Raw genomic sequence first — 23345 nt, forward strand, 5'->3', positions numbered from 1 at the left:
GATCACCCGGACGGATCAGACGATCTCTCCTATACTGAATGAGAACGATTCAGTAAAAGGATTCAGAAAGGGTGAGAGACATGATTACGTTTTTGGTGGCGATTGCACTGTTGGTAGTTGGCTATTTTACGTATGGCAAGTTCGTGGAAAAGGTCTTTGGTGTTCAGGATAACCGGCTGACGCCGGCGGTCAGCCAAGGAGACGGCATGGACTTTGTACCGATGGGGACGAAACGAAATTCGATGATTCAGCTCCTCAACATTGCAGGTGTAGGCCCGATCTTCGGTCCGATTATGGGAGCCCTGTACGGTCCGGTGGCGTTTATCTGGATTGTGTTTGGGGCGATCTTTGCAGGAGCGGTGCATGACTACCTGACAGGGATGATCTCGATTCGGAACCGGGGAGCCCACTTGCCGGAACTTGCGGGCAAATTTCTCGGTAAAGTAATGAAGCACGTCGTGAACGGATTTGCGGTTCTTCTGCTGCTTTTGGTGGGGACGGTGTTTGTATCGGCTCCGGCAGCACTGCTGTACGATTTAATGTCAGGCTGGATGACCCTGACGCTCATTATCGGACTTATTTTTCTTTATTACATTATTGCGACGATGTTGCCGATTGATAAAATTATCGGGCGGGTTTATCCGATTTTCGGTGCCTTGCTTCTGATCAGTGCCCTGGGTATCGGGGGAAGCCTCGTGATCACCGGTGCGCCGATTCCGGAAATGACGTTAACGAACATGCATCCGGACGGCCTGATGATCTTTCCGCTGTTGTTTTTAACCATTTCCTGCGGCGCTCTTTCCGGGTTCCACGCGACGCAGTCACCGATCATTTCGAGGACAACCCAAAGAGAAAAGGATGGGCGGAAAATCTTCTACGGCATGATGATCACCGAGGCGGTCATTGCCATGATCTGGGCTGCAGCTGCAATGAGTCTCTTCTATGGCACAGACCTCAGTGCATTGCTTGCTGAGAGCGGTCCTGCCGCTGTTGTCAGTGAAGTGTCCCTGGCCATGCTCGGCGGCATCGGCGGAACGCTCGCCGTATTGGGTGTCATCATCCTTCCAATCACTTCAGGAGATACGGCATTCAGAAGTGCGCGGATGATTCTGGCTGATTATTTCAAGGTCAATCAGATCCTTGTCCGAAACAGACTGATGTTTGCACTGCCGCTGTTCATGATCTCTGTTGTCCTGACGCAAATCGACTTCACGATTCTTTGGCGCTACTTCTCATGGGCCAATCAGTCGACTGCGATGATTGCCCTGTGGGTAGGGGCGATGTATCTCGGACTTCAATACAAAAATCACTGGATCTCGAGTCTTCCAGCTGCATTTATGACGATGGTGACCTTCACTTATATTTTGAATGCGCCGATCGGCTTTGGTCTTCCGATGCCGGTGTCCTATGCAGGGGCTGCGGCAGGAACCGTTGTTGTGATCCTCCTGTTTGCGAACAAGCTGAAGCGCGAGAGGGCTTTGAATCAGATTGAAGTGGATGACAATGCAGAACGAAGTGCATGACAGAAACAAACACGTTCCCCGAAACAGGGGAACGTGTTTGTTTCAGTTCGGGACTGCGGAGAAGTCTGTCAGTCTCTCGAATAGGTCACGAGCGTCTTGTAAACAATCACCGCGTACGAGACGAGAAAAGCGCCCCAAATCAGCGCTGTCACTGAAGCGAGCTGCGAAGAAAAATACATGCCGATCAGAATACCCATGGCGATCAGGCACAACTTCAAAAGCGCGAAATCCCATACGGTATAGCGTTTCGTGGCGTTGAAGATCTGTTGGATCCATGCCGTCATCCGATCACTCCCTTATCCGTATTCTTTCATCATCAGACGGAACGCAGGATTTTTGTCATCGGTTTGCCTTTGGCCAGTTCGTCGATCAGTTTGTCCAGGTAACGGATTTCCCGCATGACGGGCTCTTCGATATTTTCGATGCGCACGCCGCAAATAACGCCCTTAATCGATGTCCTTGCCGGATTGAGGGCCGGAGCCCGGGTGAAGAAGTCCTCAAACGTCGTCTCTTTGGCGAGTTCTGCTTCAAGCGCTTCCTGGGTAAAGCCTGTGAGCCAGCGGATGATTTTGTCGACCTCTTCTTTCGTTCGACGCTTTCGCTCTGCTTTGTTGACGTAATGGGGGTAGACCTTCGCAACGCTCATCTTGTAAATGTCGTGGGCCATCTGCAACACCGTCCTCAGTTTGGTTTTGTTAAGCATACCATTAAGCGGTGAACATGTGTGAACAGATTTGGACATCGATTTGTCAGACTGCACAAGAAGCGGGGAAGAATCTTTGTCAGTAAACTTGCCGATTCTTTACCCATGTAAAGCGTGAATATGTTAAGATAATGAAAACGGTTTCTTTTTCGTTCAATCAGCGTTCGCGCTTCAGTCCTGACGGAAACGAAGAGCCGTATCTTGCCGAATACAGGCATGATCACAGTTACACATAGCGGCAGTCTGATGAAAGGCTGCCTGATACACGATAAGAATGACGGAAACGAGCGGTGATAATCATGGTCAAAGGTTTTTCACATTACTGGAATAAAAAAGAGATCCGGGATCAGCTTCTGGTTGTGCAGGGGAAGAAGGCCCCGACGATGGTGCTGAAGAATGCGGTGTATCTGAACAGCTTCCGCAAGACCTGGGTCGAGGCACATATATGGCTGTTTAAGGACCGGATTGTTTATGTGGGAGAGCGATTGCCTGATGTGACAGCGGGGACGGAAATGGTTGACCTTGACGGGAAACCGGTGGTGCCGGGGTATATTGAGCACCATGCCCATCCGTTTCAACTGTACAATCCCCTGACGCTGGCGAAGTTTGCCTCGGAGCGGGGTACGACGACGCTGGTCAACGATAATATGCCGTTTATGTTTCACCTCACCAAAAAGAAAGCGCTCTCTTTAATCGAAGACATTCAAAGCACCCAGCCGGCGACGATGCTCTGGTGGGCCCGCTATGACGGACAGACCGAGCTTATTAACGGCAACGACGTCTTTCAGCATTCGAATATGAAGGCGTGGATCGATCATCCGTACGTCGTGCAGGGCGGTGAGCTGACTGACTGGCCGTCCGTCTTAAAGGGCAATGAACAGATGCTGCACTGGATGCTCGAGACAAAGGATGCAAGGAAGCCGATTGAAGGGCACTTCCCGGGAGCAGGGGAGAAGACCCTCTCGCAAATGGCGATACTTGGGGTCGACGGGGACCATGAATCCATGTCCGGGGACGACGTCTTAAAGAGGCTCGACATGGGCATGACGGCTTCCATCCGTCACTCCTCGATCCGGCCGGATTTGCCGAAGATCATCCGGGAGCTGCATGAACTCGGGCTTACGCATTACGATCAGCTGATGATGAATACCGATGGGTCCCCTCCGCATTTCATGAAGCACGGGGTCATGGATCATCTCATTGAGCTCGCTGTAGCTGAAGGCGTCCCGTTCATTGAGGCAATCAATATGTGCACGGTGAACGTGGCGCGGCATTTTCATATGGAGGATGTCATCGGAATGATCGCCCCGGGGCGGCTCGCGAACCTGAATATCCTGAAGGATAAAGAGACCCCGTTGCCTGAATCGGTACTGGCAAAAGGAACCTGGGTACGAAAAGAGGATGAGCCGTGTTACCCGTCCGTTGATTTCGACTGGGCATCCTACGGCTTTACCCCCCAGACGATAGACTGGGATCTCTCGCGAAGGGATTTTCACTTCTCCATGCCCGTCGGGGTGCAGATGATCAACGAAGTCATTATGAAGCCGTACCGAATCGGATTCAACCTCACGTTTGAGGAGCTCCCTGAGGACTGCGACGAGTGCTTTATGATCTTTGCCGACAAGAAGGGGACCTGGATTGTCAGTACCCTGATCAAAGGCTTCGCAACGGACGTCTACGGGATGGCGAGCTCGTTTTCCGGAACGGGAGACATCATCGTCATCGGCAAGAGCAAGCAGGGGCTTCTCGACGCCTTTCAGGAGATGAAGCGGATTGGAGGCGGCATTGTTGTCATGGATCCGGACGGCCCGGTGGCATCGGTGCCACTTCCAATCGGCGGGGTCCTTTCAGACAAGGCCCTCGACGACGGATTGATTGAAGAGGAGGAACAGCTCAGGGAAGCGCTTAGGGAGCGGGGGTACCCGTTTGGCGATCCGGTTTACAGCCTCCTGTTCTTCTCGTCAACGCATCTGCCGTATGTCCGGGTTACGCAGCGGGGAATTTTCGATGTGAAAAAGAAAAGGGTACTCTTTCCCTCAATTATGCGGTAAACTGGTAACGTGCGAAAGTGAATCACCAAAAGCATCAATTGACTATCATATAATGGGGTGGCGCGATGAAACAATGGCGATGGCTCGCAGCTGTACTGATCATGATGCTTCTGATCATGGGTGCCTGCAGCAATAACGAAGAACCGGTTGAAGAAACCGTGGACGTGGAACCGGTGGAGGAGAATGAACCGGAACCTGAACCCGAGCCCGAACCGGAGGAAGAGCCCGAACCGGAATACGCAAACACGTATCCATTGACGGGCATTGGGACGGATGACGATGTGAATCACCGTGTGATGGGTGTGATGATCGAGAACACCGTGAATGCAAGGCCGCAGTCCGGGCTGTACATGGCGGATGTGGTGTATGAGGTCCTCTCGGAAGGACGGATCACGAGACTCCTTGCCTTTTACCACAGCCAGGAGCCGGATCGTATCGGACCTGTCAGAAGTGCACGGGACTATTACATTTACCTGAATAACGGCTATGACGCTGTCTATACATCCGCCGGGGGAAGCCCGGGTGCCTTCGCGCTCATGCAGCAGGGGCAGGTCGCCTTTGTGAACGGGCTGACCTATGACGGACGCTTCCTTGAACGCTGGAATGAACGCAGTGCTCCTCACAATCTGTATACGTCCTATGAGGGACTGATGGGTGCCGCTGCGGATATGGGTTATGAACTCGAAGACCGGGACACACCGGAGCTTCCGTTCGATGAAGAGATGGAGCCTGAAGGAGACGAAGCCGCACACGTCCATATCAGCTACAACAGCAGCTACAACAACATCGACTATCACTACGATGAAGATGCGGGCGGGTATATCCGCTCGGTCGGAGGAGAGCGTGTCGATGATCTGGAGACCGGGGAGCCTGTGGCACCGAGGAATCTGTTTGTCGTCGAAGCCAATCACCGGGTCATTGATGATGTGGGCCGACGGGATATTGACATTTCGTCCGGCGGCCCAGCCTACCTGATTCAAGACGGTGTGGCAAGAAGTGCCGAATGGCAGAACGTCGACGGGGTGATTCTCCCCTATCTCGACGGAGAGCCATTGTCGTTTATGCCGGGGCAGACATTCATTACGTTCGTCGAATCCGGTGGCGGCGGTATTGACACGCACGTCACCATCAGCGAAGAATGACAGAAGGAAGGGTGACAATCCTCTATGCAAATTGACAAACTCCGGGGCAAAGAACTCGATCAGCTGTTTGAAGCGATTTTGAGCCTCAATGATCTCGAAGAATGTTATCAGTTCTTCGATGACCTCTGCACGATGAACGAAATCCAATCCCTTGCTCAGCGTCTTGAAGTGGCGCGCATGCTCATGGGCGGTGACACGTATCAGCGCATTGAGCGCGATACCGGGGCATCGACGGCTACGATTTCCCGCGTGAAGCGGTGCATCAATTACGGGAATGACGGGTACAAATTCGCCCTCGACAGAGTGGCTGAACAGTACAGGGAAGAACAGAATCAGTCTGAATAACGATCAGTTAACGAAGAAGCCTGCCGGTTGATCCGGCAGGCTTCTCAGTCTTTATGCCCGACATCAGGGCTGTCTCTTACGAAAGAACCCGGGGAGCGGCTGCTTTGCCGAATCCCCGGGTTCAGGTTTTGCTGACGCACGATTTCGTTCAGATTGAGAGCATCAACCGAGCACGGCTTTATCCGACGCTTCCATCTGTTTGCCGCGAATGTGCTGGAATTCCTGGAGCAATTTCTCTACGGTCAGGCGGTCTTTTTCGGATCCTTTGACGTCGAGGATGATCTGGCCTTTGTCCATCATGATCAGACGGTTACCAAGATCGAGTGCCTGTTGCATATTATGGGTGACCATCAGGGTCGTCAGATTGAATGACTTGACGATTTCGTCGGTCAGATTGGTGATCAGCTCGGCTCTCGACGGATCGAGTGCGGCGGTATGCTCATCAAGAAGAAGCAGTTCCGGTTCCGTGAACGTGGCCATCAACAGAGACAGCGCCTGACGTTCACCGCCGGAGAGGAGGCCGACTTTGGCAGACAGCCGGTCTTCAAGACCGAGCTGGAGCGTAGCCAGGTATTCCCGAAACAGCTGTTTCCGTTTTTTCGTGACACCAAACCGCAGCGTGCGGGTTTTGTTTCTCGAATAGGCCATGGCCAGATTCTCTTCGATGGTCATGGAAGGGGCTGTGCCGGCCATCGGGTCCTGAAAGACGCGCCCGATCATGCGTGAGCGTTTGTATTCGGGCAGATGCGTCACCGGTTTATCGCCAATCAGCACATCCCCGACGTCCGGCAGAAGGCTGCCGGAGATGACATTCATCATCGTCGATTTACCGGCGCCGTTACTGCCGATGATGGTGAGGAATTCCCCCTCTTCCATCGTCAGATTGATATCCTGCAGGGCGTGTTTCTCATCCAGTGTCCCTTCATTGAATGTGAGGTTAACGCGATCAAGGTTTAACATGTCATTTCCCTCCGTGACTGGCCAGGTGTATGGATGCCTGGGCTAACGCCTGGCGTTTTCGTTTTCGCCGCTGGTTGTCTCTTCTTGATTCGAGTACTTTTGGAGTGACGAGTGCTGCGATCACAATGAGTGCCGTAATCAGCTTCATATCACCCGTATCGAGAAAATCGACCCGCAGGGCGAGGGTGACGACGATCCGGTAAATGACGGCACCGCCGATAACGGCGAAGGTCACTCTTGCGATGGTTTTCGTGCCAAACAGCGCTTCTCCGATGATGACGGATGCGAGGCCGATGATGATCATCCCGATTCCCATGCCGACGTCGGCAAAACCGCCAACCTGAGCAATCAGGGCTCCGGAAAAAGCGACAAGGGCGTTGGAGAGGCCGAGCCCGATAATATAGAGATGATCCGTATTGGCTGAAAAGCTGCGGATCATTTTTTTGTTGTCGCCGGTGGCCCTGACGGCAAGGCCGACTTCTGTTTTCAGGAAGAAGTCGAGGAGGAGCTTGACGATGATAATGATCAATAAACCGGTAAACAGGATCCCCCAGGTCCTCGGTGTGGCACTTACGCCTGTTGAACCGAGTAGGCTGTTAAAGAAGCCGTCGAGGCCGGATGACGCCCAGAACTCCCGGACTTGTGTGAAGAACGTGGATTCGTTTAAGAGCGGGACATTTGACCGTCCCATGATGCGTAAATTGATGGAATAAAGGGCAATCATCATCAGGATCCCGGAGAGCAGCGGATTGATTTTGCCCTTTGTATGGAGGAGTCCTGTGACGGAGCCTGCGAGAAAGCCTGCAGCGATGGCGACGGCCGTAGCGAGAACCGGTGACTGTCCGTTGACAATCATGACGGCAGCCACGGCAGCCCCGGTGACGAAGCTGCCGTCCACGGTCAGATCGGGAAAATCCAAAACCCGGAACGACAGATAGACCCCGAGGGCCATGAGTGCATAGATGAGGCCGGATTCGACAGCACCGAAGGTTGAAATAAACATGAGTGTTCCGCCTTTCTGGATGGATTACACAGATGGGCGATCCGTTTAGCCACGGATCGCCCAAAGCGACTTGCGCCCTGTTGTATGGATGTGTTTGGTTTTAATCGAGAAATTCAGCGTCAGTGTCCCAGTCTTCATGCCACGAAACACCCTGCGCTTCCGCATGGTCACGATTGATAAAGAGCTGCATATCAGCCGGATACTCGGCATGAATATCAGCCGTTGTCGCATCTCCGCTCAAAATCTCCGCAGCCATTTCACCGGAGCGGTAGCCGATGGAAAAGTAATCGATCCCGAACGTCGCAAATCCGCCCCGTTCAAGGGAATCCGGCTCACCGACGATCATGGGAATGCTGTAGCTGTTGGCAGTGTCCACTACGACTTCAAGGGCGGATACGACCGTGTTGTCTGTTACGATAAAGAACACATCAGCCGTTCCGACGAGTGATTCGGCGGCCTGTTGCACCTCGGCAGACGTGGAGACGCTTCGTGAGCTCGACTCAAGGCTCGTCCCCTCAATAGCCGCTTCCACAGCTTCGATCTGGGCGACGGAGTTCTGTTCGCCGGAGTTGTAGATCAGGCCGACATTCGCCCCTTCAAAGTACTGATCAATAAAGTCGACGGTCATCTCGATGGATTCCGGATGGAGGTCCATCACACCTGTGATATTGTCCCCTGGCTGATCAAGGGCTTCGATCAGGCCTGCGCCGATGGCGTCTGTCACGGAGGTGAAGATGATCGGGATATCATCAGTCGCCTGCAAGGCGCCCTGTGCACTCGGAGTGGAGTTGGCAAAAATCAAATCCACCTCATCCGCGACAAAATTATTGGCAATGGATGAGGTGTTGTTCTGATCACCCTGGGCGCTCTGGAAATCGTAGGTGACATTCTCACCTTCGATAAAGCCGTGATCACTCAGCGCTTCTTTAAAGCCGTCAAAGGCGGCGTCGAGGGAAGGGTGCTCGACGATCTGAGTCGCACCGATGCGAAACGCCTCGTCGTCCGCTTCGTTATGGTTTGCTTCCGTTTCGCCATTGGTTTCGGCGGCGTTATTGTCATTGTCCGCGCTGCCGGCATCCACTTCTTCTGCGTTTTCCTCATTTCCGCATGCGCTCAACGCGAGCAAACCTGCCAGTGCGGTCCCTGTTGCAATTTTCCCCAGTTTCTTCATGTGTAAGTCCCCCTGGATTCAATATTCTGAAAATTATTATTACAATATATCTTAAACGATGGCAGGACAAAAGTAAATGAAATTTTTCTATTACTTTAAAGCGTTGGTGTAAAAAAGCTAAATCGGGATGATACTGTATGCCGTGTTTTCTCAATTTTCCTGGAGGATCAAGAGACAGCATGTGGAAAGGGGAAGGTGAATTATTAATTAGACCTATTTATTGAGAATGACCGTTCATGGAAACAGAAGAAAAACGGCTCTATAAAGAAGCTGGATTGGCATTCGTTTAGATTTAACAAAGACTTCACTCCGTGTTCTGTTTACGCACGGGGGTATATGCGTTACATTAGTATCTGTAAAAGATAATAATAATTATTAATAAGGAGTTGTTCAAACATGGGCGAAAACATGGAGCATCAGGAGAAGGAAGTAGTATCATTACCGAGAATCGGTGATCAGGCGCCTGCATTTGAAGCGGAGACGACGCACGGTACGCTGCAACTTGATGATTTTAAAGGGTCCTGGGTCATCTTATTCTCACATCCGGCGGATTTCACGCCTGTGTGCACGACAGAATTTATTGCCTTTCAGGAAATTGCCGATGATCTGAGAGCATTGAACACGGAATTGCTCGGCCTCAGTGTCGACAGTGTTCATTCCCATATCGCGTGGGTACGGAACGTGAAAGAAAAAATGGGTGTGGAACTGACATTCCCAATTATTGCCGACCTCAATAAAGACGTTGCGAAGAAATACGGCATGATTATGCCGGGTGAATCCACAACGGAAACGTCCCGTGCGGTGTTTGTTATTGATGATAAGCAGATCGTGCGTGCTGTGATCTATTATCCATTGTCCACTGGACGAAACATGCCGGAAATCCTGCGACTTGTGAAAGGTCTTCAGACTACCGATGAAAAAGGACTGGCTACGCCTGCAAACTGGGAGCCGGGGGACAAAGCGATTGTACCGCCGCCAATGACGCAGGAGGAAGCGGAAGAACGTGCGAATGACCCGGCCTATGAATGTGTGGACTGGTACTTCTGCAAGAAGGACGTTGACTGATTGAAAAACGGAAGTCCTATAGGAAAGGAGGAGGTGTGATCATGGCTTGCGTAAATGGAGACGGCACATTGACCGATTCGGCGAAGAATATGCTCAGTGCCGTGGACGGGGAAGCAAAAACAGCGGAAGAACTGTCGAAAGATGCCGGTGCCCCGCTGTTTAAAGTGAGAAGCAGTCTGCGCGATATGAAATCGATGGGACTTGTTTCGGTGGATGAAGAAGACCGTTACAGCCTCTCAGAAGGCGGCAGAAAGATGCTGAACAGATAACGAAGAGAAAAGAAAGAGCAGCGTGCTGCCGGTCGGCCTGGAGACGCTGCTTTTTTGCGTTGAAATATCTTTATGCCCCGTAGAACACGAGTCCTCCTGCGATGCCGATGATCACAACGAGCCAAGCAGGGCGCTTCCAGTAAACGAGGAGCATGAAGAGAAAGGCGGCAAAGGCCATGTCTCCTGCCGTGACCACCGCAGACGTGAACACCGGACTGTAGAGCGCAGCGGCAAGTATGCCGACAACCGCTGCATTGACGCCCCAGACCGCCGCCCGCATCTGCGGCGCCTGCTGGATCTTCACCCAAATCGGCAGGACGCCGAGAAGGAGAAGAAAGGCGGGCGTGAAGATGGCGACGGTGGCAATCAATGCCCCGCTGACGCCGTCAATGGCCATCCCGAGATAGCTTGCAAAGGTGAAGAGCGGTCCCGGTACAGCCTGTGCTGCCCCGTAGCCTGCGAGGAACTCGGATTCTGTCAGGAGGCCCGCTGGGACAATTTCCCGCTCCAACAGCGGCAAAACCACGTGACCGCCGCCGAAGACGAGGGCTCCTGCCCGGTAAAGCTGTCGAACAGCTGAATGGCAAGGAGATCGGTGGATGCCCGGAGGATCGGCAAGAGAACCAAAAGCCCGGTAAAGACCGACAGCAAAGCCGCAGACAGTTTTAACGGCAGCTTCAGGGGCAAGCCTTCCGATTCAGGCAGGTCGTGATGCTGATAGAGGCGTCACCCGATGATTCCGGCAATGAGGATGACGGCGACCTGGATCCACACTTCCGGCACCAGGAGTACGGTGATAAAGCCGAGCCCTGCAATCGTGGCCCGCTCCGGGTCCGGTGCGAGGTTCTTGCCCATGCCGAGAAGTGCGTGGGCGACGACGGCAACGGCGACGATTTTCAATCCGTCAATGATCCCGAGGTCAATCAGGCCCTGTTGCTGAAAGCCGGCAGCGACACCCATTAAGAGAAGCACAGACGGGGTGGTGAACCCGATAAAGGAAACGAATCCGCCGATGACACCGCCTTTGACCATCCCGATCCCGATTCCGACCTGGCTCGAAGCGGGACCCGGAAGGAACTGACAGAGCGCGACGAGATCGGCGTACTGCTTTTCGGTAAGCCAATGCCGCCGATTGACGTATTCTTCATGAAAAAACAGCCTTGAATCAGGCTGTTTTTTCGTCTTTATTTGCGGATTCTTCTTGATCGACTTCCACATCTTCCTCTTGAACCGCCTGATCCCTGGCCAGTTCTTTGGCCACTTTCGGAGCGGTCCAGAGAAGCGGCAACAGTAAGAGGGAGACAGGGACGGCCGTGACGACGATGAAGGACTGAAGGGCATCGACGCTGCTTTCTCCGATATAGAGAAGGCTGATGGCGACGGCGCCCATTACGCTTGCCCAAAAGACGCGCATCTTACCGGACGGCGAATCGCTTCCGGTAATCGCCATCGAGATCGTATAGGACATGGAGTCACTCGTCGTTGCGACAAAGATAATCGTGACGAACAGGAATGCAAAAGCCATAAGCGTGCCGAAGGGCAGCTGTGTGACAATTGCGATCATGGCTGCCGGCATAGCGCCGGAAGTGAGTGCGTCCGACACGGATCCGGGGTTGGCCAGTTCGAAGAAAATCCCTGAACCGCCGACAACGGAAAACCAGAAATTCGTGACGATCGGTGCAATAATGGCGACGGCCAGGACGAGTTCGCGTATGGAACGGCCTCTTGAAATCCGGCTGATAAAGATGGCCATCATTGGCCCGTAGCCGATAAACCAGCCCCAGAAGAAGACGGTCCAAAAGGACAGCCAACCCGCATCTCCGCGGTACAGACTGGTGGAGAGAAAATCAGACAGATAGACGCCATAGCTTCCGACAAACTGATTCATGATAAAGGCTCCGGGCCCCAATATCAGGACCAGAATAATCAGCCCGAAGGTGAAAATGACGTTGAAACGGCTTAAAAACTGGATGCCGCGGTGCACGCCTGTCACGGCTGAGATCGACGCAATGGTGATCAGTCCGACAATGATCAGCATCTGTACGATGAACGTATTCGGAATGCCGAACAGGGACTCAAACCCATAAGCGGCCTGGAGTCCGAGAAAACCGATTGGACCGATCGTCCCCGCAGCAACGGCAATGATCGAAAAGGTGTCTGCGGCGGTTCCGAGGAGGCTGTTCTTCATAATCTTCTCACCGAAAACCGGATAGAGAAGCGATCGCGACTTCAGTGGCATGCCTTTATGGTAATGGGCATACATCATGACGACGGCACCAAGGGTACCGAGAATGGCCCAGGCGAGAAAGCCCCAGTGCATAAACGATTGCGACAGTGCCGGAATGACGGCGGCTTCGGTTCCGGCCTCAACTCCCGGATACATTGGCGGCGTATCCGTAAAGTGAAACATCGGTTCGGCGGCCGCCCAAAACACACCGCCACCGGCGAGCAGGGTACACATAATAATGGAGATCCATTTAAAGTAACTCATTTCCGGCTGATCGAGCTTGCCGAGCCGGACTTTGCCGTATTTACTGACGGCAATGCCGATGGCAACGGCAAATGTACCGAGCATTAACAGCTGCCAGAACATGCCGAAGTAGGTAGCCGAAAAGGAAAAAGCCGAGCTGACTGCAGCTCCGGTTCCTTCGGCGGACATCATGGATGCCAGGACAAACAGAACCAGTGCGCCGCCGCTCATCAGCGCAACAGGTCGGTCGATTTGATTGGATATAGACATCGTATATATTCCTCCTGTTTTCAAAGATGCCTGATGTTCAGGCACAATTGCAGATAATAGCACAGGTCAAAAGGAAAAGTAAAGCCCGAATCAGATCAGGCTATCCATGCCCGTCATCAAAATACGCCCCCTGCCAAACAGAAGAAGGCAGGGGGCGTGACGGATTAAGCGCTTGGTTTTTGTTTGAACGGCTGTTTCTTTCCATAGGTGAGTGTCCGCCAGAGCCATTCGGCAGGGCCGAAACGGAACCGGCTCATCCACCAGCGGCTGAAGAAAATTTGTATGGAAAAGAGCACGAATGCCATGAGCCACCAGACAGCCGGACCAATCTCTCCATAAAGGCCGAGCCCGTAATTATAGAAGATAACGGTCATGACGACGGAATGCGTCAGGTAGTTCGTCAGCGCCATCCGCCCCGTCGGGGCAAGGAGCTGAAGACGCCTGTTCCACGCCGGGCGCTGCATGAGGAGCACGATGCTCGTGATGTAGAAGATCGCAAGAAGCGGACCGCCGATCGACGTGCCGGTATAGTAAAGCAGCATAAAGCCGTCCACATCCGCACCGCCCTGATGGAAGTATGCGTGTGTAAGCAGAACGTTAAACGGTAAGCCAAGGACCAGGGTGATCCACCAGATTTTTTTGATGTGGGGCAACTTCTCAGTCAGCTGTTTATGCAGGTCCTGTTTGGCTGCATACATGCCGAGAAGAAACATCCCGAGGATCATGGGCATAATCATGACATAGGAGCCAAGCATCAGGTTATAGTCATAAATCCGCATGGCGGCGATGTCCGTGAAGGTCCCTTCGCCATAGGCCTGAAACGAGTCTTTAACAAGGCCCGGTCATCATGGCGACGTTTGATCCGGGTGTCCGGGATGACGTCTCCCCATCACCAAAAGCAGTAGTCCCAGGAGACCGAACAATGTGGCCGGAACCGTCAGAAGCAGAATTGCCCAGACGAGGATCGTCTTTGCTTTCCGGGCATAGAAGGCGAGGAGAAGGACACCGGTAAGCGCATAGGAAACGAGAATATCCCCATACCAGATGCCGTAACCGTGAATCAGGCCAATCAGAAGGAGAAAGGCAAGACGACGAAGAAACAGGGTCCGGGGACGATCGGTTCGTGAAGCGGCTTTGGTCAAAAACAGGACAAAACCGAAGCCGAACAGGAAAGAAAACATCGTAAAGAATTTTCCGCTTGCCAAGAAGACAATCAGCCATTCGGCAATCCGGTCGGCAGTTGAGGTGAACAGCGTTATATCCGTCATTATGACATAGGAAACGGGCGTGGCGAAAAACGGCATATTCGCAATGAGAATGCCGAAAAGGGCGAAGCCCCGGATGACGTCGAGTTCGTGGGTGCGTTCGTTCAGCGAAACAGGTGAGGGTTGATTAGACAGCATAAGCAATGTCATTCCTTTCCGTGCTCATCATGAGCTGATCAGAGTATGTACCACCATTTATTATATTGCCAGAGTAAGACCCTGACTAGCAGAATTTACAGGATGGATAAAAATAAATGCACGTCACTTCCGGACAGGTGTTACCGGGAGGTGACGTGCAGAAAGAACGTATGCCATTTCAGTCGATCTATCTCGACTGCTCTTTTACCAGGGAAACGGATCGGTCATCTTCGTCCAGTCCGAGGCCATCTCTTCATCGGTCAGAAGACAGGCGTCGAGTTCGGCTTCGATGGCTTCACGGTCGAGATGCTGGCCGATAAAGACGATCTCTGTTTTGCGGTCCCCGTAGGCCGGATCCCACTCCTTACGGTTCTGTTCATCGCTCAGGTACTCTGCAATGTTTTCTTTTGACGTGGCGGCCATCCAATAGGAGACAGGATCAAGGGAAGCGGAGGGACCCGCCTGGGAATACAATACGGCAAGATCATGTCGGGTTGCGCACCAGACAATCCCTTTTGAGCGGATGACGGTCTCGGGGATCTCTTCACCCCAGGCCATCAGACGCTCGGAATGAAACGGCCGGTTTCTGCGGTAGGCAAAGGAAGAGATGCCGTATTCTTCTGTTTCGGGCGTATGTTCTTCTGCTTCAAGTTCCTTCAGCCAGCCGGCGGAGAGGCTCGCTTTCTCGAAATCGAAGCGTTTCGTATCGAGTACGGAAGCCGGATCAATCATACCATAGCTTGTTTCAATGATTGTGGCTTCAGGCTGAAGAGACGTCATCACTGCCCGGATCTTTGCGAGGGCATCCTCAGAGATCGCGTCTGTCTTATTCAGGATGAGTACATCACAAAATTCAATCTGATCGATCAGGAGATCACTCACGTCGCGGATGTCATTGTCATCTGCTTCCTGTTGTCTGGATTTCAGGGACTCTCCCGACTGATAATCATGCCAAAACCGCTGGCAGTCGACGACAGTGACCATCGTATCGAGACGGCAGACGGCAGACAGGTCAATGCCCATCTCTTCATCAATCATCGTGAACGTCTGTGCGACAGGGACAGGCTCGGAAATGCCGCTAGATTCGATCAGTAAATAGTCGATACCGCCCCGATCAGCGATCTTCTTCACTTCTTCAAGGAGGTCTTCACGAAGCGTGCAGCAAATGCAGCCATTCGACATTTCAATCAGTTGATCGTCCGTTCTGTAAAGGGAGCGGTTTTTTACATCCAGGGCATCGATGTTGATTTCACTCATATCATTGACTATCACTGCTGTATTCGTTAAAGAAGGGTCCTGAAGGAGCCGGTTTAACAGCGTCGTTTTTCCGGCGCCAAGGTAGCCGCTCAGGACCGTCACGGGGATGCGGGTGTCGGTCATCGTATCACTCCATTTCGTAATCATTACGATTTGAGGAGGCGATCTGATGCAGGAATCCAAATACAATGTGCTTAGAAATCTCTCGATCGGCAGGCTTTCTTCTGAAGACCGGCATTTGCTTACGGTTTATGAAGACCTTGAATCAGCGATCATTGATGAGGCACAGACGGAAGAAGAGCTCTTCAGAAGAATGCGGATTGAGCGGCCGTTCCGATTGACGGGTATGAAAGTCAATCTTACTGAACAAGCCGTCTACGACAGGATCAAGAACATTGAAGAACAGCTTGACGGGATGATCCGTGAGCTCGAACGTTCCTTCAAGGCTCAGGATATGACGGATCTGATGACGCTCGCAACCGGAGAAGAACCGGATCCTGACAAACGCTTTTTGCTGATCTCATTTGACGCCGATCCGGCAGGGAAATCCACAGAACAATCAATCAGAAAGGATGTTGACTGATATGGCCAAAAAATCAAAAGTGGCAAAAGAACGGAAGCGGGAGGAACTCGTCGCCCGCTACGCAGAGAAACGAAAGGAACTGAAGGAAAAAGGCGACTACATCGCTCTGTCGAAGCTCCCGAGAGATTCAGCCCCGTCAAGACTGACGAGACGCTGCAAAGCAACGGGCAGGCCGCGGGGTGTGCTCCGAAAGTTTGAACTCTCCCGGATTAAATTCCGTGAGTTGGCACATAAAGGACAGATTCCGGGTGTCCGCAAAGCGAGCTGGTAAAAATGAAGCAGAAGATCCGCATGTGTCCCCCGCATGCGGATTTCTTTATAAATAAACAAACGAAAACAAGGAGTGAGTGTGATATGGAGAAGCGGTGGGTCATCGCAGGCGGTGGTATTCACGGATTGGCGGCATGTGTTCATCTGGTCCGTTCAGGCACAGCGCGTGTGGAAGAGATTATGGTCATCGACCCTGAGGAGGACTATCTGATGAGCTGGGAACGAAAAGCGCAGCGTACTGGCATGACACATCTTCGTTCTCCTTCCGTGCACCATTTGGATCAGGATCCGTTCAGTCTGCAAAAATATGCCCACGAACAAGAGATGAACCGCCACCTGAAAGGACGTTACAAGCGCCCCTCCTTGGCGCTCTTCGGGCAGCACGCTGAATGGCTGATCACGTCACTGGGGCTTCGCCGTGCCTACCGACAGGACGACGTGCGTGGACTCCTGCGGAAGAAAGGAGGCGGCTACACGGTTCGCACTGCAAAGGGCGCCGTGATCCGCTGCGGGCATGTCATCGTGGCGACGGGGATGCTGCACCGGGCATCGTGGCCGGAATGGGCAAAGAAAATCAACCGCGTATCTCCCGGTAAGGTGCAACATCTTCTTTCGTCACACGACTATGATCCGGCACAGGTCAAGCCGCCCGTTCTCGTTGTCGGTGGTGGCATTTCCGCAAGTCAGACGGCGCTGCTTTGGAGCACCGTCTATCCCGGGGAAGTGACGCTTCTCAGGCGAAGCTCTCCTGACCTCTCAGACTTTGACAGTGATCCGGGATGGCTTGGTCCGAAATATATGAACCGCTTTGTTCAAGAGGCCGATCCGGTGAAACGGCACCTGATGATTCAGGAAGCGAGAAGGACGGGCTCTTTACCCGGCTTTTTGCACCGTGAGCTGATGCGTAGCCAGGCGGAAGGACGGCTCACGATCCGTCAGGGAGAGGTGTCGTCTGTCTGCATGAAAGGCGGTGAAATGGCCTATCAGTGCGACGTGGAAGATGCAGGTTCCTGCGGATCGGTCATCCTTGCGACTGGCTATGAACCCGGTGTGCCGGTTCCGGATTGGCTGGAGAGTTACAGTCTGCGCCACGGTCTGCCATTGTCCCCGAACAATACGCCGCTTCCGGACACGAATCTGATGTGGGATGAGAGTCTTTTTCTGACGGGCCCCCTTGCAGAACTGATCCTCGGCCCGACATCACGGAATATTGCGGGAGCCAGAAAAGCCGCCTCTTTGATCGTGGCGGCGACAAAAGCAGAAGATCCGGAAGAAGCCGTGTCCGTCTGAGCAGGCGCTTTCTTATACAAACCTTCCTGATGTGTTGTACAATATGGAAAACAAAGTCTGGAGGGGATGATCATGGCAGGCAAGAGCTTCAAATTTCCGGCAAGACTGAGGAGTTATCTGTATTTCCGCAAGGATCCGATCGGCTTTTTTATGAACATGCAAGGGGATGGAGACATCGTCTTTCTTGATACAGGTGTGATGCCGACCTATGTCGTCAACGGGGCGTCATATTTGCAGGAGATCCTCGTAACGAAGGATGCATCGTTTCGTAAGGGGAGGCCGTCGAACGTTTTGAAGCGGACGATCGGGGACGGGCTTCTGACAACGGAGAAGACGGCGCACAAGATTCAGAAATCCGGCATGCAGCCGGTGTTTTACAAAGACCGGCTGAAGCGCTACGCGGAGGTGATGGTGTCAGATGCCAAAGAGACGGTTCGCGGGCTGCACGATGATAAGGAGATCCGCATGGATGACGAGATGATGGCACTCACGCTGTCGGTGATTTCGAAGGTGATGTTTGCCACCGATGCCGGCACGAGGAAGAAGAAGCTTGCCGATGCAGTGAACGTGACGATTCATCAGTCGGCCAGGAACCTCTTCTCCCCGGTGCTCCTGCCGATGAGTGTCCCGACGAAAGGAAACCGGGATCACAGCAAGGCCATTCGGGTGCTTGAAGAGGAAGTCCATGCGATTCTCAAAGAGGCAAGGCGGAATCCTGACGCCTATAAGGAAACGATGATCGGACTTCTGATGGATGCGAAGGCCCTCGATGAACAAGGGCTGATCACCGATCAGGAACTCCGAGATCAGATGATGACGATGCTCCTTGCCGGCCATGAGACTTCAGCGAACCTTCTGACCTGGATCTTTTATCTGCTTGCGGAGCATCCGGATGTGGCAAGGAAGCTGCAAGAAGAAGTGGATCAGGTCGATCTGACTGAGGATCCCTTTGCCGCGACCCGCTCTTTGCCTTACACCCATCAGGTAATCAAAGAAACGCTTCGCCTCTATCCGCCTGCCTGGCTGATCTACCGGGAAGCGGATGAGGATGTGGAGCTGAGCGGCAAGACGTACAAAGAAGGCACGGTCTTCATGATGTCGACGTACGCCATACACCGGAACCCCGACGTATTCGATGACCCGGAGGCCTTCCGACCTGACCGCTTTGCCGGGGATCAGGAGAAGAACCTGCCGCCGTTTACGTATATCCCGTTCGGAGCCGGATCGAGGAGCTGTATCGGCTACCGGTTTGCGATGATGGAGACGGCTCTGATCCTGGCCGTTATTGCCAAGTCCTATCATTTTGAGCGCGCGGGTACCGAGACGATTAAAGGGGATCCGCTCATTTCTCTTCGTGTGAAAGACGGCCTCAGAATGATTGCCAAAGAGCGAAAGCAGACCAAGATTCCTGAAAAAAGCAGTTGACAGCTACCATCATGATTCATGATATGCAGATGTAAACAGGGGCGCCCCGATGATCGGAGCACCCCTGTTTTTTATTTAGAAATCCGATCATTCATCATCAAACGCTTCACTGACTTTCCACTCTTCCCATACCTTACCGACAAGGGCAGGACGGGGCTTCAGCGTCTTCTTGCCAGGCTTCCATCCGGCAGGTGTCGCTTCAGAACCGTTAGAATTGCGAACGTGCTGGAATGCTTTGATTTGTCGAATCGTTTCATTTACATTGCGGCCGACAGGCGGCGTCAGGACTTCAAATCCCTGCACAATCCCGTCGGGATCAATAATGAAGCGCCGCGGGTTTCAACGCCGCTGTCTTCATCATAAATGCCGTACAAACGGCCGATGGAACCGTCCTGATCACTGAGCATCGGGAACGGAATATCTTTGCCGATCATTTTGGACAGTTCGGTGTCATTCCAGATCTTGTGCACAAACATGCTGTCTACGCTGACGGACAGAACCTGTACGTCCATCTCTTCAAATTCATCATTTTTTTCTGCAACTGCAGAAACTTCGGTCGCTCAAACGAATGTGAAGTCACCCGGATAGAAGCAGAGTGACACCCACTTCCCTTTGTAATCAGACAGACTCACATTGGTGAATTCACCGTTGTGGTATGCCGGTGCTGAAAAATCCGGTGCTTCTTTTCCTACTCGAATCATCTGCATGTCCTCCTTCTGTTCGGTGGCTTCGGATGCGGGTGCATCTGAAACAGCCTCCTGTTTCGGTTTGTTTTTGATCTTGGGTCTCTCACAACCCGGGTCGATGCTGTCTGGCATATGCAAACCCTCCTTCAGTAAACAGAGACCGGTGTAACCGGCCACCTGTGAACAGTATAACAAGGGGATATGAAATCCCTGTGAAGCGAGTGTGTGATTCATGCGAAACTTTAGAACAGTTATTAAGTAGGATGCATGCTAATTTGGTGAACGAATTGATGTTCGCTGACAGTGGGTGTCAGTGGAAGTTGGATAATAGAAGATATCGGGAAGTCAAAACCACTTTTGTATAGCATTTCAATAGTGTAGATAGTAAAATATTCCTTGAGAGGTGTTGTCAAATGAGGGACGGGATAGGGCTGTTTGATCATAAGCGTGAAGAACTTTGTGTTGGAGATGCCGTATATCTAGTGAAGCATCAACAAACAGGTATTGTTTCGTTTAACCCTTCAGAGGCCGTATTTTATGTGCGAAATGAAATGGGGCCGATCACGGATTTGAAACCTGACGATCCAGAAAGTAAATACATCGAATTGATCTCGAGGAATGAAGGTGATTCATCTTGAACGAAGATCAAAAGCTCATTGTCAATTCAGGTCATGCAAATATGTTAAATGAATTAATCGATTCCATGAAGACATGCAATAGTTTTTATTTTAGCGTTGCATTCGTTAATTTTAGTGGATTACAACTGTTGCTTGATCCGTTAAAAGAGGCGCAAGACCGAGGAATCAAGGGTCGAATTCTCACATCGACTTACTTGAATTTCACTGATCCAAAAGCGTTACAAAAAATGAAAGAATTCGACCATCTTGACCTGAAAGTGTTTGTGACAGATAAAGAGGTGGGATTTCATACGAAAGTGTACATATTTGAATACGATGATTATGACAAAGTCATCATTGGTTCATCGAATCTCACCCAAAGTGCATTAAAAAGTAATATTGAATGGAATGTGGAGATTATCTCGAAGCAAGACGGCGCCTTTATTGAGAATGTCAGGCGTGAATTTGATCGTCTATGGAACGATAGTTTCGTCGCGGATCAGAAATTATTGGATGATTATGCAGCGTATATTCGTGATTTACCAACGATCGATGCAAAGAAATCACTCATTTTCGAGAAACCGGATTACATTACGCAAAATCGGATGCAGCAACGAGCTGTGGAGAATTTAGAACGCATTCGATCCCATGGGGAACAGCGAGCGCTTGTGATTGCTGCGACAGGGACCGGGAAGACCTATATGTCAGCATTCCATGTAAGAGACATCGAACCAAAGAAGTTATTGTTTCTCGTTCATCGGGGAGAAATTCTACGTAAAGCGCTGGCATCATTTGAATTATTAATCCCCGCTCAACTCGGGAAGACCTGTGGGTACTATACAGGCGAGAAAAAGGATCGTGAGGCGGATTATTTGTTTGCGACGATCCAAACGATGCAAAGGCATTATCAAGATTTTGAGCCTGACGAGTTTGACTATATCATCGTTGATGAGGCACATCATGCGACTGCTCCGTCCTATCAACGGGTCATCGATTATTTTAACCCGAACTTTATGCTAGGCATGACTGCGACACCTGAGCGAAGTGATCACTTGAGTGTGTTTGAATTATTTGATCATAATGTTGCTGTAGAAGTTAGGCTTCATGAAGCGCTAGACGATGAATTAGTGATTCCATTTCATTACTTTGGGATCACAGATATTGATGAAGTGGATTTAAGTGATATTGATATTGATAATTTGTCTGAAGTCACGAAAAGGCTTCAGGTACATCAACGAGTGGATTTCATCATCGAGAATATGCAGTTTTATGGCTATGACGGGGACACTCGAAAATGCCTCGGCTTTTGCGCGAGTATTGAACATGCCAAGTATATGACCGAAGCATTTAATCAAAGAGGGATTCCAAGCGTGCATCTTTCAGGTCATGATGATGACCGCATGCGTGAGGCAACGATGAATCGACTTGAGTCCGATGAGGATGAACTAGAGGTCATTTTCACCGTTGATATCTTTAATGAAGGTGTCGATCTCCCAAGCGTCAACTCTGTGTTAATGCTACGTCCAACGAATTCGCCGATTATTTTCATTCAACAGCTTGGGCGAGGTCTGCGGAAACACCCAGATAAATCCTTCTTGACGGTACTTGATTTTATCGGCAATCATAATCGCACCTTCCTCATTGCCATTGCGTTAAACGGGAGTCGTTTCTACGATAAAGACAGTTTAAAAGTAGCTGTATCGACGGATTTTGCAAACATACCTGGTGCTACTCATATTCAAATGGATGAAATCTCAAAAGAACGGATCTTGGCCCAAATCGATCAAGAGAATTTTAATTCTATGCAATATTTGAAAGATGAGTACAATGAGTTTAAGCAGTTGCGAAATGGGAAGCCACCCTATTTTTTGGTCGATTATTTTACGTATGATGGTTCCCCGGATCCTGTAAAATTCATTGCAAAAAAACAGCATTATCTTGATTTTGTCGCATCGCTTGAACGGGACAATCAGTTAAAAGCGATGATGCAGGATGTTCATTTTGACAAAGCATTAAAAAATCTCTCGAAAAAGCTGCCTATCAAACGAATTCATGACTTTGTGATAATTCGCTATTTGCTCGATCACGATCAAATTACTTTGCAAACGGCGAAAACAGAGATTCTTAAGCATGTTCAAAGTGTGGATGAAGATACGGTTTTGCATGCGTTCGAAATGCTCAATCAAGATTATTTGGACCATATTAAGAAAACGCATGAATTAAAGCTTGCTGAGTTTGACGGTGAAGCGACATTGACAAGAACCGAAGCATTTGCGGCGATTTTAGAAGATGAGTCTTCACGACGATATATTGAAGATGCTCTTCACTATGGTTTGCTTCGCTACGAACGTGAATTTCATGACGCAAACTATGGTGTTCCACATTTTAAACTCTATGAACAGTATCAAATGGTGGATGCAGCGCAGCTTTCTAATTACCGAAAAACACATTCAGCTTTTCGAGGATCAGGTTTGCTTAAGAATGGCAAGGAATTCTTTCTCTTTATTGACCTGCATAAAGAAGCGGATATTGATGAACGAATTAATTATCAAGACAAGTTTATCGATCGCAAGACCTTTCAATGGCAAAGTCAAAATAGCACACGGCAACAGTCTGAGGTCGGCCAACAGATCATGTATAATCGTCAACACGGCGTTCGTCTTCATTTATTTGTAAGGAAATATCGTGAGATTGATTCAAAAAGAGAACCTTATATTTATATTGGAATTGGCGACACGATCGAAGCTTACGGAGAACAGCCGATTACGGCTATGTTAAATCTAACGCATGAAGTACCTCAAAGTCTCTATGTGGAATTCACAGAAAAAGTCTAGCCGAGAAT

23 protein-coding genes and 1 pseudogene are annotated in these 23345 nt (G+C 51.0%); 11 read left to right on the forward strand and 13 right to left on the reverse strand.

Annotation, left to right across the window (positions count from 1 at the left end; all coding sequences use genetic code 11):
* Positions 1-80 precede the first annotated feature (80 nt).
* Positions 81-1523 (forward strand): carbon starvation CstA family protein, encoded by a 1443-nt coding sequence (locus BSEL_RS03740; RefSeq protein ID WP_013171674.1) that lies wholly within the window; start codon positions 81-83, stop codon positions 1521-1523.
* A gap of 68 nt (positions 1524-1591) precedes the next feature.
* Here BSEL_RS03740 and BSEL_RS03745 read toward each other — a convergent pair whose 3' ends face one another.
* Both BSEL_RS03745 and BSEL_RS03750 read right to left on the reverse strand, forming a co-directional pair.
* Complete coding sequence (locus BSEL_RS03745; RefSeq protein WP_013171675.1) at positions 1592-1807, reverse strand: hypothetical protein; 216 nt, start codon at positions 1805-1807, stop codon at positions 1592-1594.
* 32 nt (positions 1808-1839) lie between these two features.
* On the reverse strand, positions 1840-2190 hold the full coding sequence (locus BSEL_RS03750; RefSeq protein ID WP_013171676.1) for a DUF2200 domain-containing protein: 351 nt from the start codon (positions 2188-2190) through the stop codon (positions 1840-1842).
* A 335-nt stretch (positions 2191-2525) separates the two neighbouring features.
* Here BSEL_RS03750 and BSEL_RS03755 point away from each other — a divergent pair, with 335 nt between their 5' ends.
* The 3 genes from BSEL_RS03755 to BSEL_RS03765 all read left to right on the forward strand — a co-directional run bounded on the left by BSEL_RS03755 (position 2526) and on the right by BSEL_RS03765 (position 5764).
* Complete coding sequence (locus BSEL_RS03755) at positions 2526-4277, forward strand: adenine deaminase C-terminal domain-containing protein (RefSeq protein ID WP_013171677.1); 1752 nt, start codon at positions 2526-2528, stop codon at positions 4275-4277.
* Between the two features lie 65 nt (positions 4278-4342).
* Positions 4343-5419 carry a DUF3048 domain-containing protein gene (locus tag BSEL_RS03760; protein WP_013171678.1) on the forward strand — a complete coding sequence of 359 codons (1077 nt, stop codon included), beginning with the start codon at positions 4343-4345 and terminating at the stop codon, positions 5417-5419.
* A 24-nt stretch (positions 5420-5443) separates the two neighbouring features.
* Positions 5444-5764 carry a YerC/YecD family TrpR-related protein gene (locus BSEL_RS03765; RefSeq protein ID WP_013171679.1) on the forward strand — a complete coding sequence of 107 codons (321 nt, stop codon included), beginning with the start codon at positions 5444-5446 and terminating at the stop codon, positions 5762-5764.
* A gap of 162 nt (positions 5765-5926) precedes the next feature.
* Here BSEL_RS03765 and BSEL_RS03770 read toward each other — a convergent pair whose 3' ends face one another.
* From BSEL_RS03770 to BSEL_RS03780, 3 genes are all read right to left on the reverse strand, one after another.
* Positions 5927-6724 carry an ABC transporter ATP-binding protein gene (locus BSEL_RS03770; protein WP_013171680.1) on the reverse strand — a complete coding sequence of 266 codons (798 nt, stop codon included), beginning with the start codon at positions 6722-6724 and terminating at the stop codon, positions 5927-5929.
* Position 6725: 1 nt separating this feature from the next.
* Complete coding sequence (locus BSEL_RS03775; RefSeq protein ID WP_013171681.1) at positions 6726-7727, reverse strand: ABC transporter permease; 1002 nt, start codon at positions 7725-7727, stop codon at positions 6726-6728.
* A 100-nt stretch (positions 7728-7827) separates the two neighbouring features.
* Positions 7828-8898: an ABC transporter substrate-binding protein gene (locus tag BSEL_RS03780; protein ID WP_013171682.1), complete on the reverse strand. Its 1071-nt coding sequence runs from the start codon at positions 8896-8898 to the stop codon at positions 7828-7830.
* A gap of 396 nt (positions 8899-9294) precedes the next feature.
* Between BSEL_RS03780 and BSEL_RS03785 the strand changes: the two genes are divergently transcribed.
* The gene (locus tag BSEL_RS03785) at positions 9295-9963 is read left to right on the forward strand and encodes a peroxiredoxin (protein ID WP_013171683.1); all 669 of its coding nucleotides are present in this window, start codon (positions 9295-9297) and stop codon (positions 9961-9963) included.
* A 41-nt stretch (positions 9964-10004) separates the two neighbouring features.
* On the forward strand, positions 10005-10232 hold the full coding sequence (locus BSEL_RS03790) for a hypothetical protein (RefSeq protein ID WP_013171684.1): 228 nt from the start codon (positions 10005-10007) through the stop codon (positions 10230-10232).
* A 70-nt stretch (positions 10233-10302) separates the two neighbouring features.
* Here BSEL_RS03790 and BSEL_RS17680 read toward each other — a convergent pair whose 3' ends face one another.
* The 7 genes from BSEL_RS17680 to BSEL_RS03815 all read right to left on the reverse strand — a co-directional run bounded on the left by BSEL_RS17680 (position 10303) and on the right by BSEL_RS03815 (position 15755).
* Positions 10303-10743: a chromate transporter gene (locus BSEL_RS17680; protein ID WP_232970487.1), complete on the reverse strand. Its 441-nt coding sequence runs from the start codon at positions 10741-10743 to the stop codon at positions 10303-10305.
* Complete coding sequence (locus BSEL_RS17945) at positions 10710-10919, reverse strand: hypothetical protein (RefSeq protein ID WP_232970488.1); 210 nt, start codon at positions 10917-10919, stop codon at positions 10710-10712. The genes BSEL_RS17680 and BSEL_RS17945 overlap by 34 nt, the downstream gene beginning before the upstream one ends.
* Before the next feature lie 39 nt (positions 10920-10958).
* Positions 10959-11450 (reverse strand): chromate transporter, encoded by a 492-nt coding sequence (locus BSEL_RS17685; protein WP_095522125.1) that lies wholly within the window; start codon positions 11448-11450, stop codon positions 10959-10961.
* Positions 11398-12972 carry a BCCT family transporter gene (locus tag BSEL_RS03800; protein ID WP_013171685.1) on the reverse strand — a complete coding sequence of 525 codons (1575 nt, stop codon included), beginning with the start codon at positions 12970-12972 and terminating at the stop codon, positions 11398-11400. The genes BSEL_RS17685 and BSEL_RS03800 overlap by 53 nt, the downstream gene beginning before the upstream one ends.
* 164 nt (positions 12973-13136) lie before the next feature.
* Complete coding sequence (locus BSEL_RS03805) at positions 13137-13751, reverse strand: DUF418 domain-containing protein (protein ID WP_041581716.1); 615 nt, start codon at positions 13749-13751, stop codon at positions 13137-13139.
* A gap of 66 nt (positions 13752-13817) precedes the next feature.
* Complete coding sequence (locus tag BSEL_RS03810; protein WP_041581718.1) at positions 13818-14375, reverse strand: DUF418 domain-containing protein; 558 nt, start codon at positions 14373-14375, stop codon at positions 13818-13820.
* Between the two features lie 204 nt (positions 14376-14579).
* Entirely contained in the window at positions 14580-15755 is a 1176-nt protein-coding gene (locus BSEL_RS03815; protein WP_013171686.1) for a GTP-binding protein, read from the reverse strand.
* A gap of 46 nt (positions 15756-15801) precedes the next feature.
* Between BSEL_RS03815 and BSEL_RS03820 the strand changes: the two genes are divergently transcribed.
* From BSEL_RS03820 to BSEL_RS03835, 4 genes are all read left to right on the forward strand, one after another.
* A complete protein-coding gene (locus tag BSEL_RS03820) occupies positions 15802-16215 on the forward strand; it encodes a hypothetical protein (protein ID WP_013171687.1) in 414 nt (137 codons plus the stop codon).
* 1 nt (position 16216) lies between these two features.
* Entirely contained in the window at positions 16217-16486 is a 270-nt protein-coding gene (gene rpsN, locus BSEL_RS03825; protein WP_013171688.1) for a 30S ribosomal protein S14, read from the forward strand.
* A gap of 83 nt (positions 16487-16569) precedes the next feature.
* Positions 16570-17775 (forward strand): FAD/NAD(P)-binding protein, encoded by a 1206-nt coding sequence (locus BSEL_RS03830; protein WP_013171689.1) that lies wholly within the window; start codon positions 16570-16572, stop codon positions 17773-17775.
* 72 nt (positions 17776-17847) lie between these two features.
* On the forward strand, positions 17848-19200 hold the full coding sequence (locus tag BSEL_RS03835; RefSeq protein WP_013171690.1) for a cytochrome P450: 1353 nt from the start codon (positions 17848-17850) through the stop codon (positions 19198-19200).
* A gap of 87 nt (positions 19201-19287) precedes the next feature.
* Here the strand turns inward: BSEL_RS03835 and prxU are convergent.
* Positions 19288-20018: pseudogene (gene prxU, locus BSEL_RS18155) on the reverse strand (thioredoxin-dependent peroxiredoxin).
* A 502-nt stretch (positions 20019-20520) separates the two neighbouring features.
* Between prxU and BSEL_RS03855 the strand changes: the two are divergent.
* On the forward strand, positions 20521-23337 hold the full coding sequence (locus BSEL_RS03855; RefSeq protein ID WP_013171692.1) for a DUF3427 domain-containing protein: 2817 nt from the start codon (positions 20521-20523) through the stop codon (positions 23335-23337).
* Positions 23338-23345: the final 8 nt, after the last annotated feature.

It is taken from the genome of [Bacillus] selenitireducens MLS10, assembly GCF_000093085.1.
Lineage (GTDB): Bacteria > Bacillota > Bacilli > Bacillales > Salisediminibacteriaceae > Salisediminibacterium > Salisediminibacterium selenitireducens.

Bases quoted from the DNA above. Each gene is read 5' to 3' on its own strand.
- BSEL_RS03740 (WP_013171674.1), top strand. From the start codon at position 81: ATGATTACGTTTTTGGTGGCGATTGCACTGTTGGTAGTTGGCTATTTT.
- BSEL_RS03745 (WP_013171675.1), bottom strand. From the start codon at position 1,807: ATGACGGCATGGATCCAACAGATCTTCAACGCCACGAAACGCTATACC.
- BSEL_RS03750 (WP_013171676.1), bottom strand. From the start codon at position 2,190: ATGGCCCACGACATTTACAAGATGAGCGTTGCGAAGGTCTACCCCCAT.
- BSEL_RS03755 (WP_013171677.1), top strand. From the start codon at position 2,526: ATGGTCAAAGGTTTTTCACATTACTGGAATAAAAAAGAGATCCGGGAT.
- BSEL_RS03760 (WP_013171678.1), top strand. From the start codon at position 4,343: ATGAAACAATGGCGATGGCTCGCAGCTGTACTGATCATGATGCTTCTG.
- BSEL_RS03765 (WP_013171679.1), top strand. From the start codon at position 5,444: ATGCAAATTGACAAACTCCGGGGCAAAGAACTCGATCAGCTGTTTGAA.
- BSEL_RS03770 (WP_013171680.1), bottom strand. From the start codon at position 6,724: ATGTTAAACCTTGATCGCGTTAACCTCACATTCAATGAAGGGACACTG.
- BSEL_RS03775 (WP_013171681.1), bottom strand. From the start codon at position 7,727: ATGTTTATTTCAACCTTCGGTGCTGTCGAATCCGGCCTCATCTATGCA.
- BSEL_RS03780 (WP_013171682.1), bottom strand. From the start codon at position 8,898: ATGAAGAAACTGGGGAAAATTGCAACAGGGACCGCACTGGCAGGTTTG.
- BSEL_RS03785 (WP_013171683.1), top strand. From the start codon at position 9,295: ATGGGCGAAAACATGGAGCATCAGGAGAAGGAAGTAGTATCATTACCG.
- BSEL_RS03790 (WP_013171684.1), top strand. From the start codon at position 10,005: ATGGCTTGCGTAAATGGAGACGGCACATTGACCGATTCGGCGAAGAAT.
- BSEL_RS17685 (WP_095522125.1), bottom strand. From the start codon at position 11,450: ATGTGGAAGTCGATCAAGAAGAATCCGCAAATAAAGACGAAAAAACAG.
- BSEL_RS03800 (WP_013171685.1), bottom strand. From the start codon at position 12,972: ATGTCTATATCCAATCAAATCGACCGACCTGTTGCGCTGATGAGCGGC.
- BSEL_RS03805 (WP_041581716.1), bottom strand. From the start codon at position 13,751: ATGCGGATTTATGACTATAACCTGATGCTTGGCTCCTATGTCATGATT.
- BSEL_RS03810 (WP_041581718.1), bottom strand. From the start codon at position 14,375: ATGCTGTCTAATCAACCCTCACCTGTTTCGCTGAACGAACGCACCCAC.
- BSEL_RS03815 (WP_013171686.1), bottom strand. From the start codon at position 15,755: ATGACCGACACCCGCATCCCCGTGACGGTCCTGAGCGGCTACCTTGGC.
- BSEL_RS03820 (WP_013171687.1), top strand. From the start codon at position 15,802: ATGCAGGAATCCAAATACAATGTGCTTAGAAATCTCTCGATCGGCAGG.
- rpsN (WP_013171688.1), top strand. From the start codon at position 16,217: ATGGCCAAAAAATCAAAAGTGGCAAAAGAACGGAAGCGGGAGGAACTC.
- BSEL_RS03830 (WP_013171689.1), top strand. From the start codon at position 16,570: ATGGAGAAGCGGTGGGTCATCGCAGGCGGTGGTATTCACGGATTGGCG.
- BSEL_RS03835 (WP_013171690.1), top strand. From the start codon at position 17,848: ATGGCAGGCAAGAGCTTCAAATTTCCGGCAAGACTGAGGAGTTATCTG.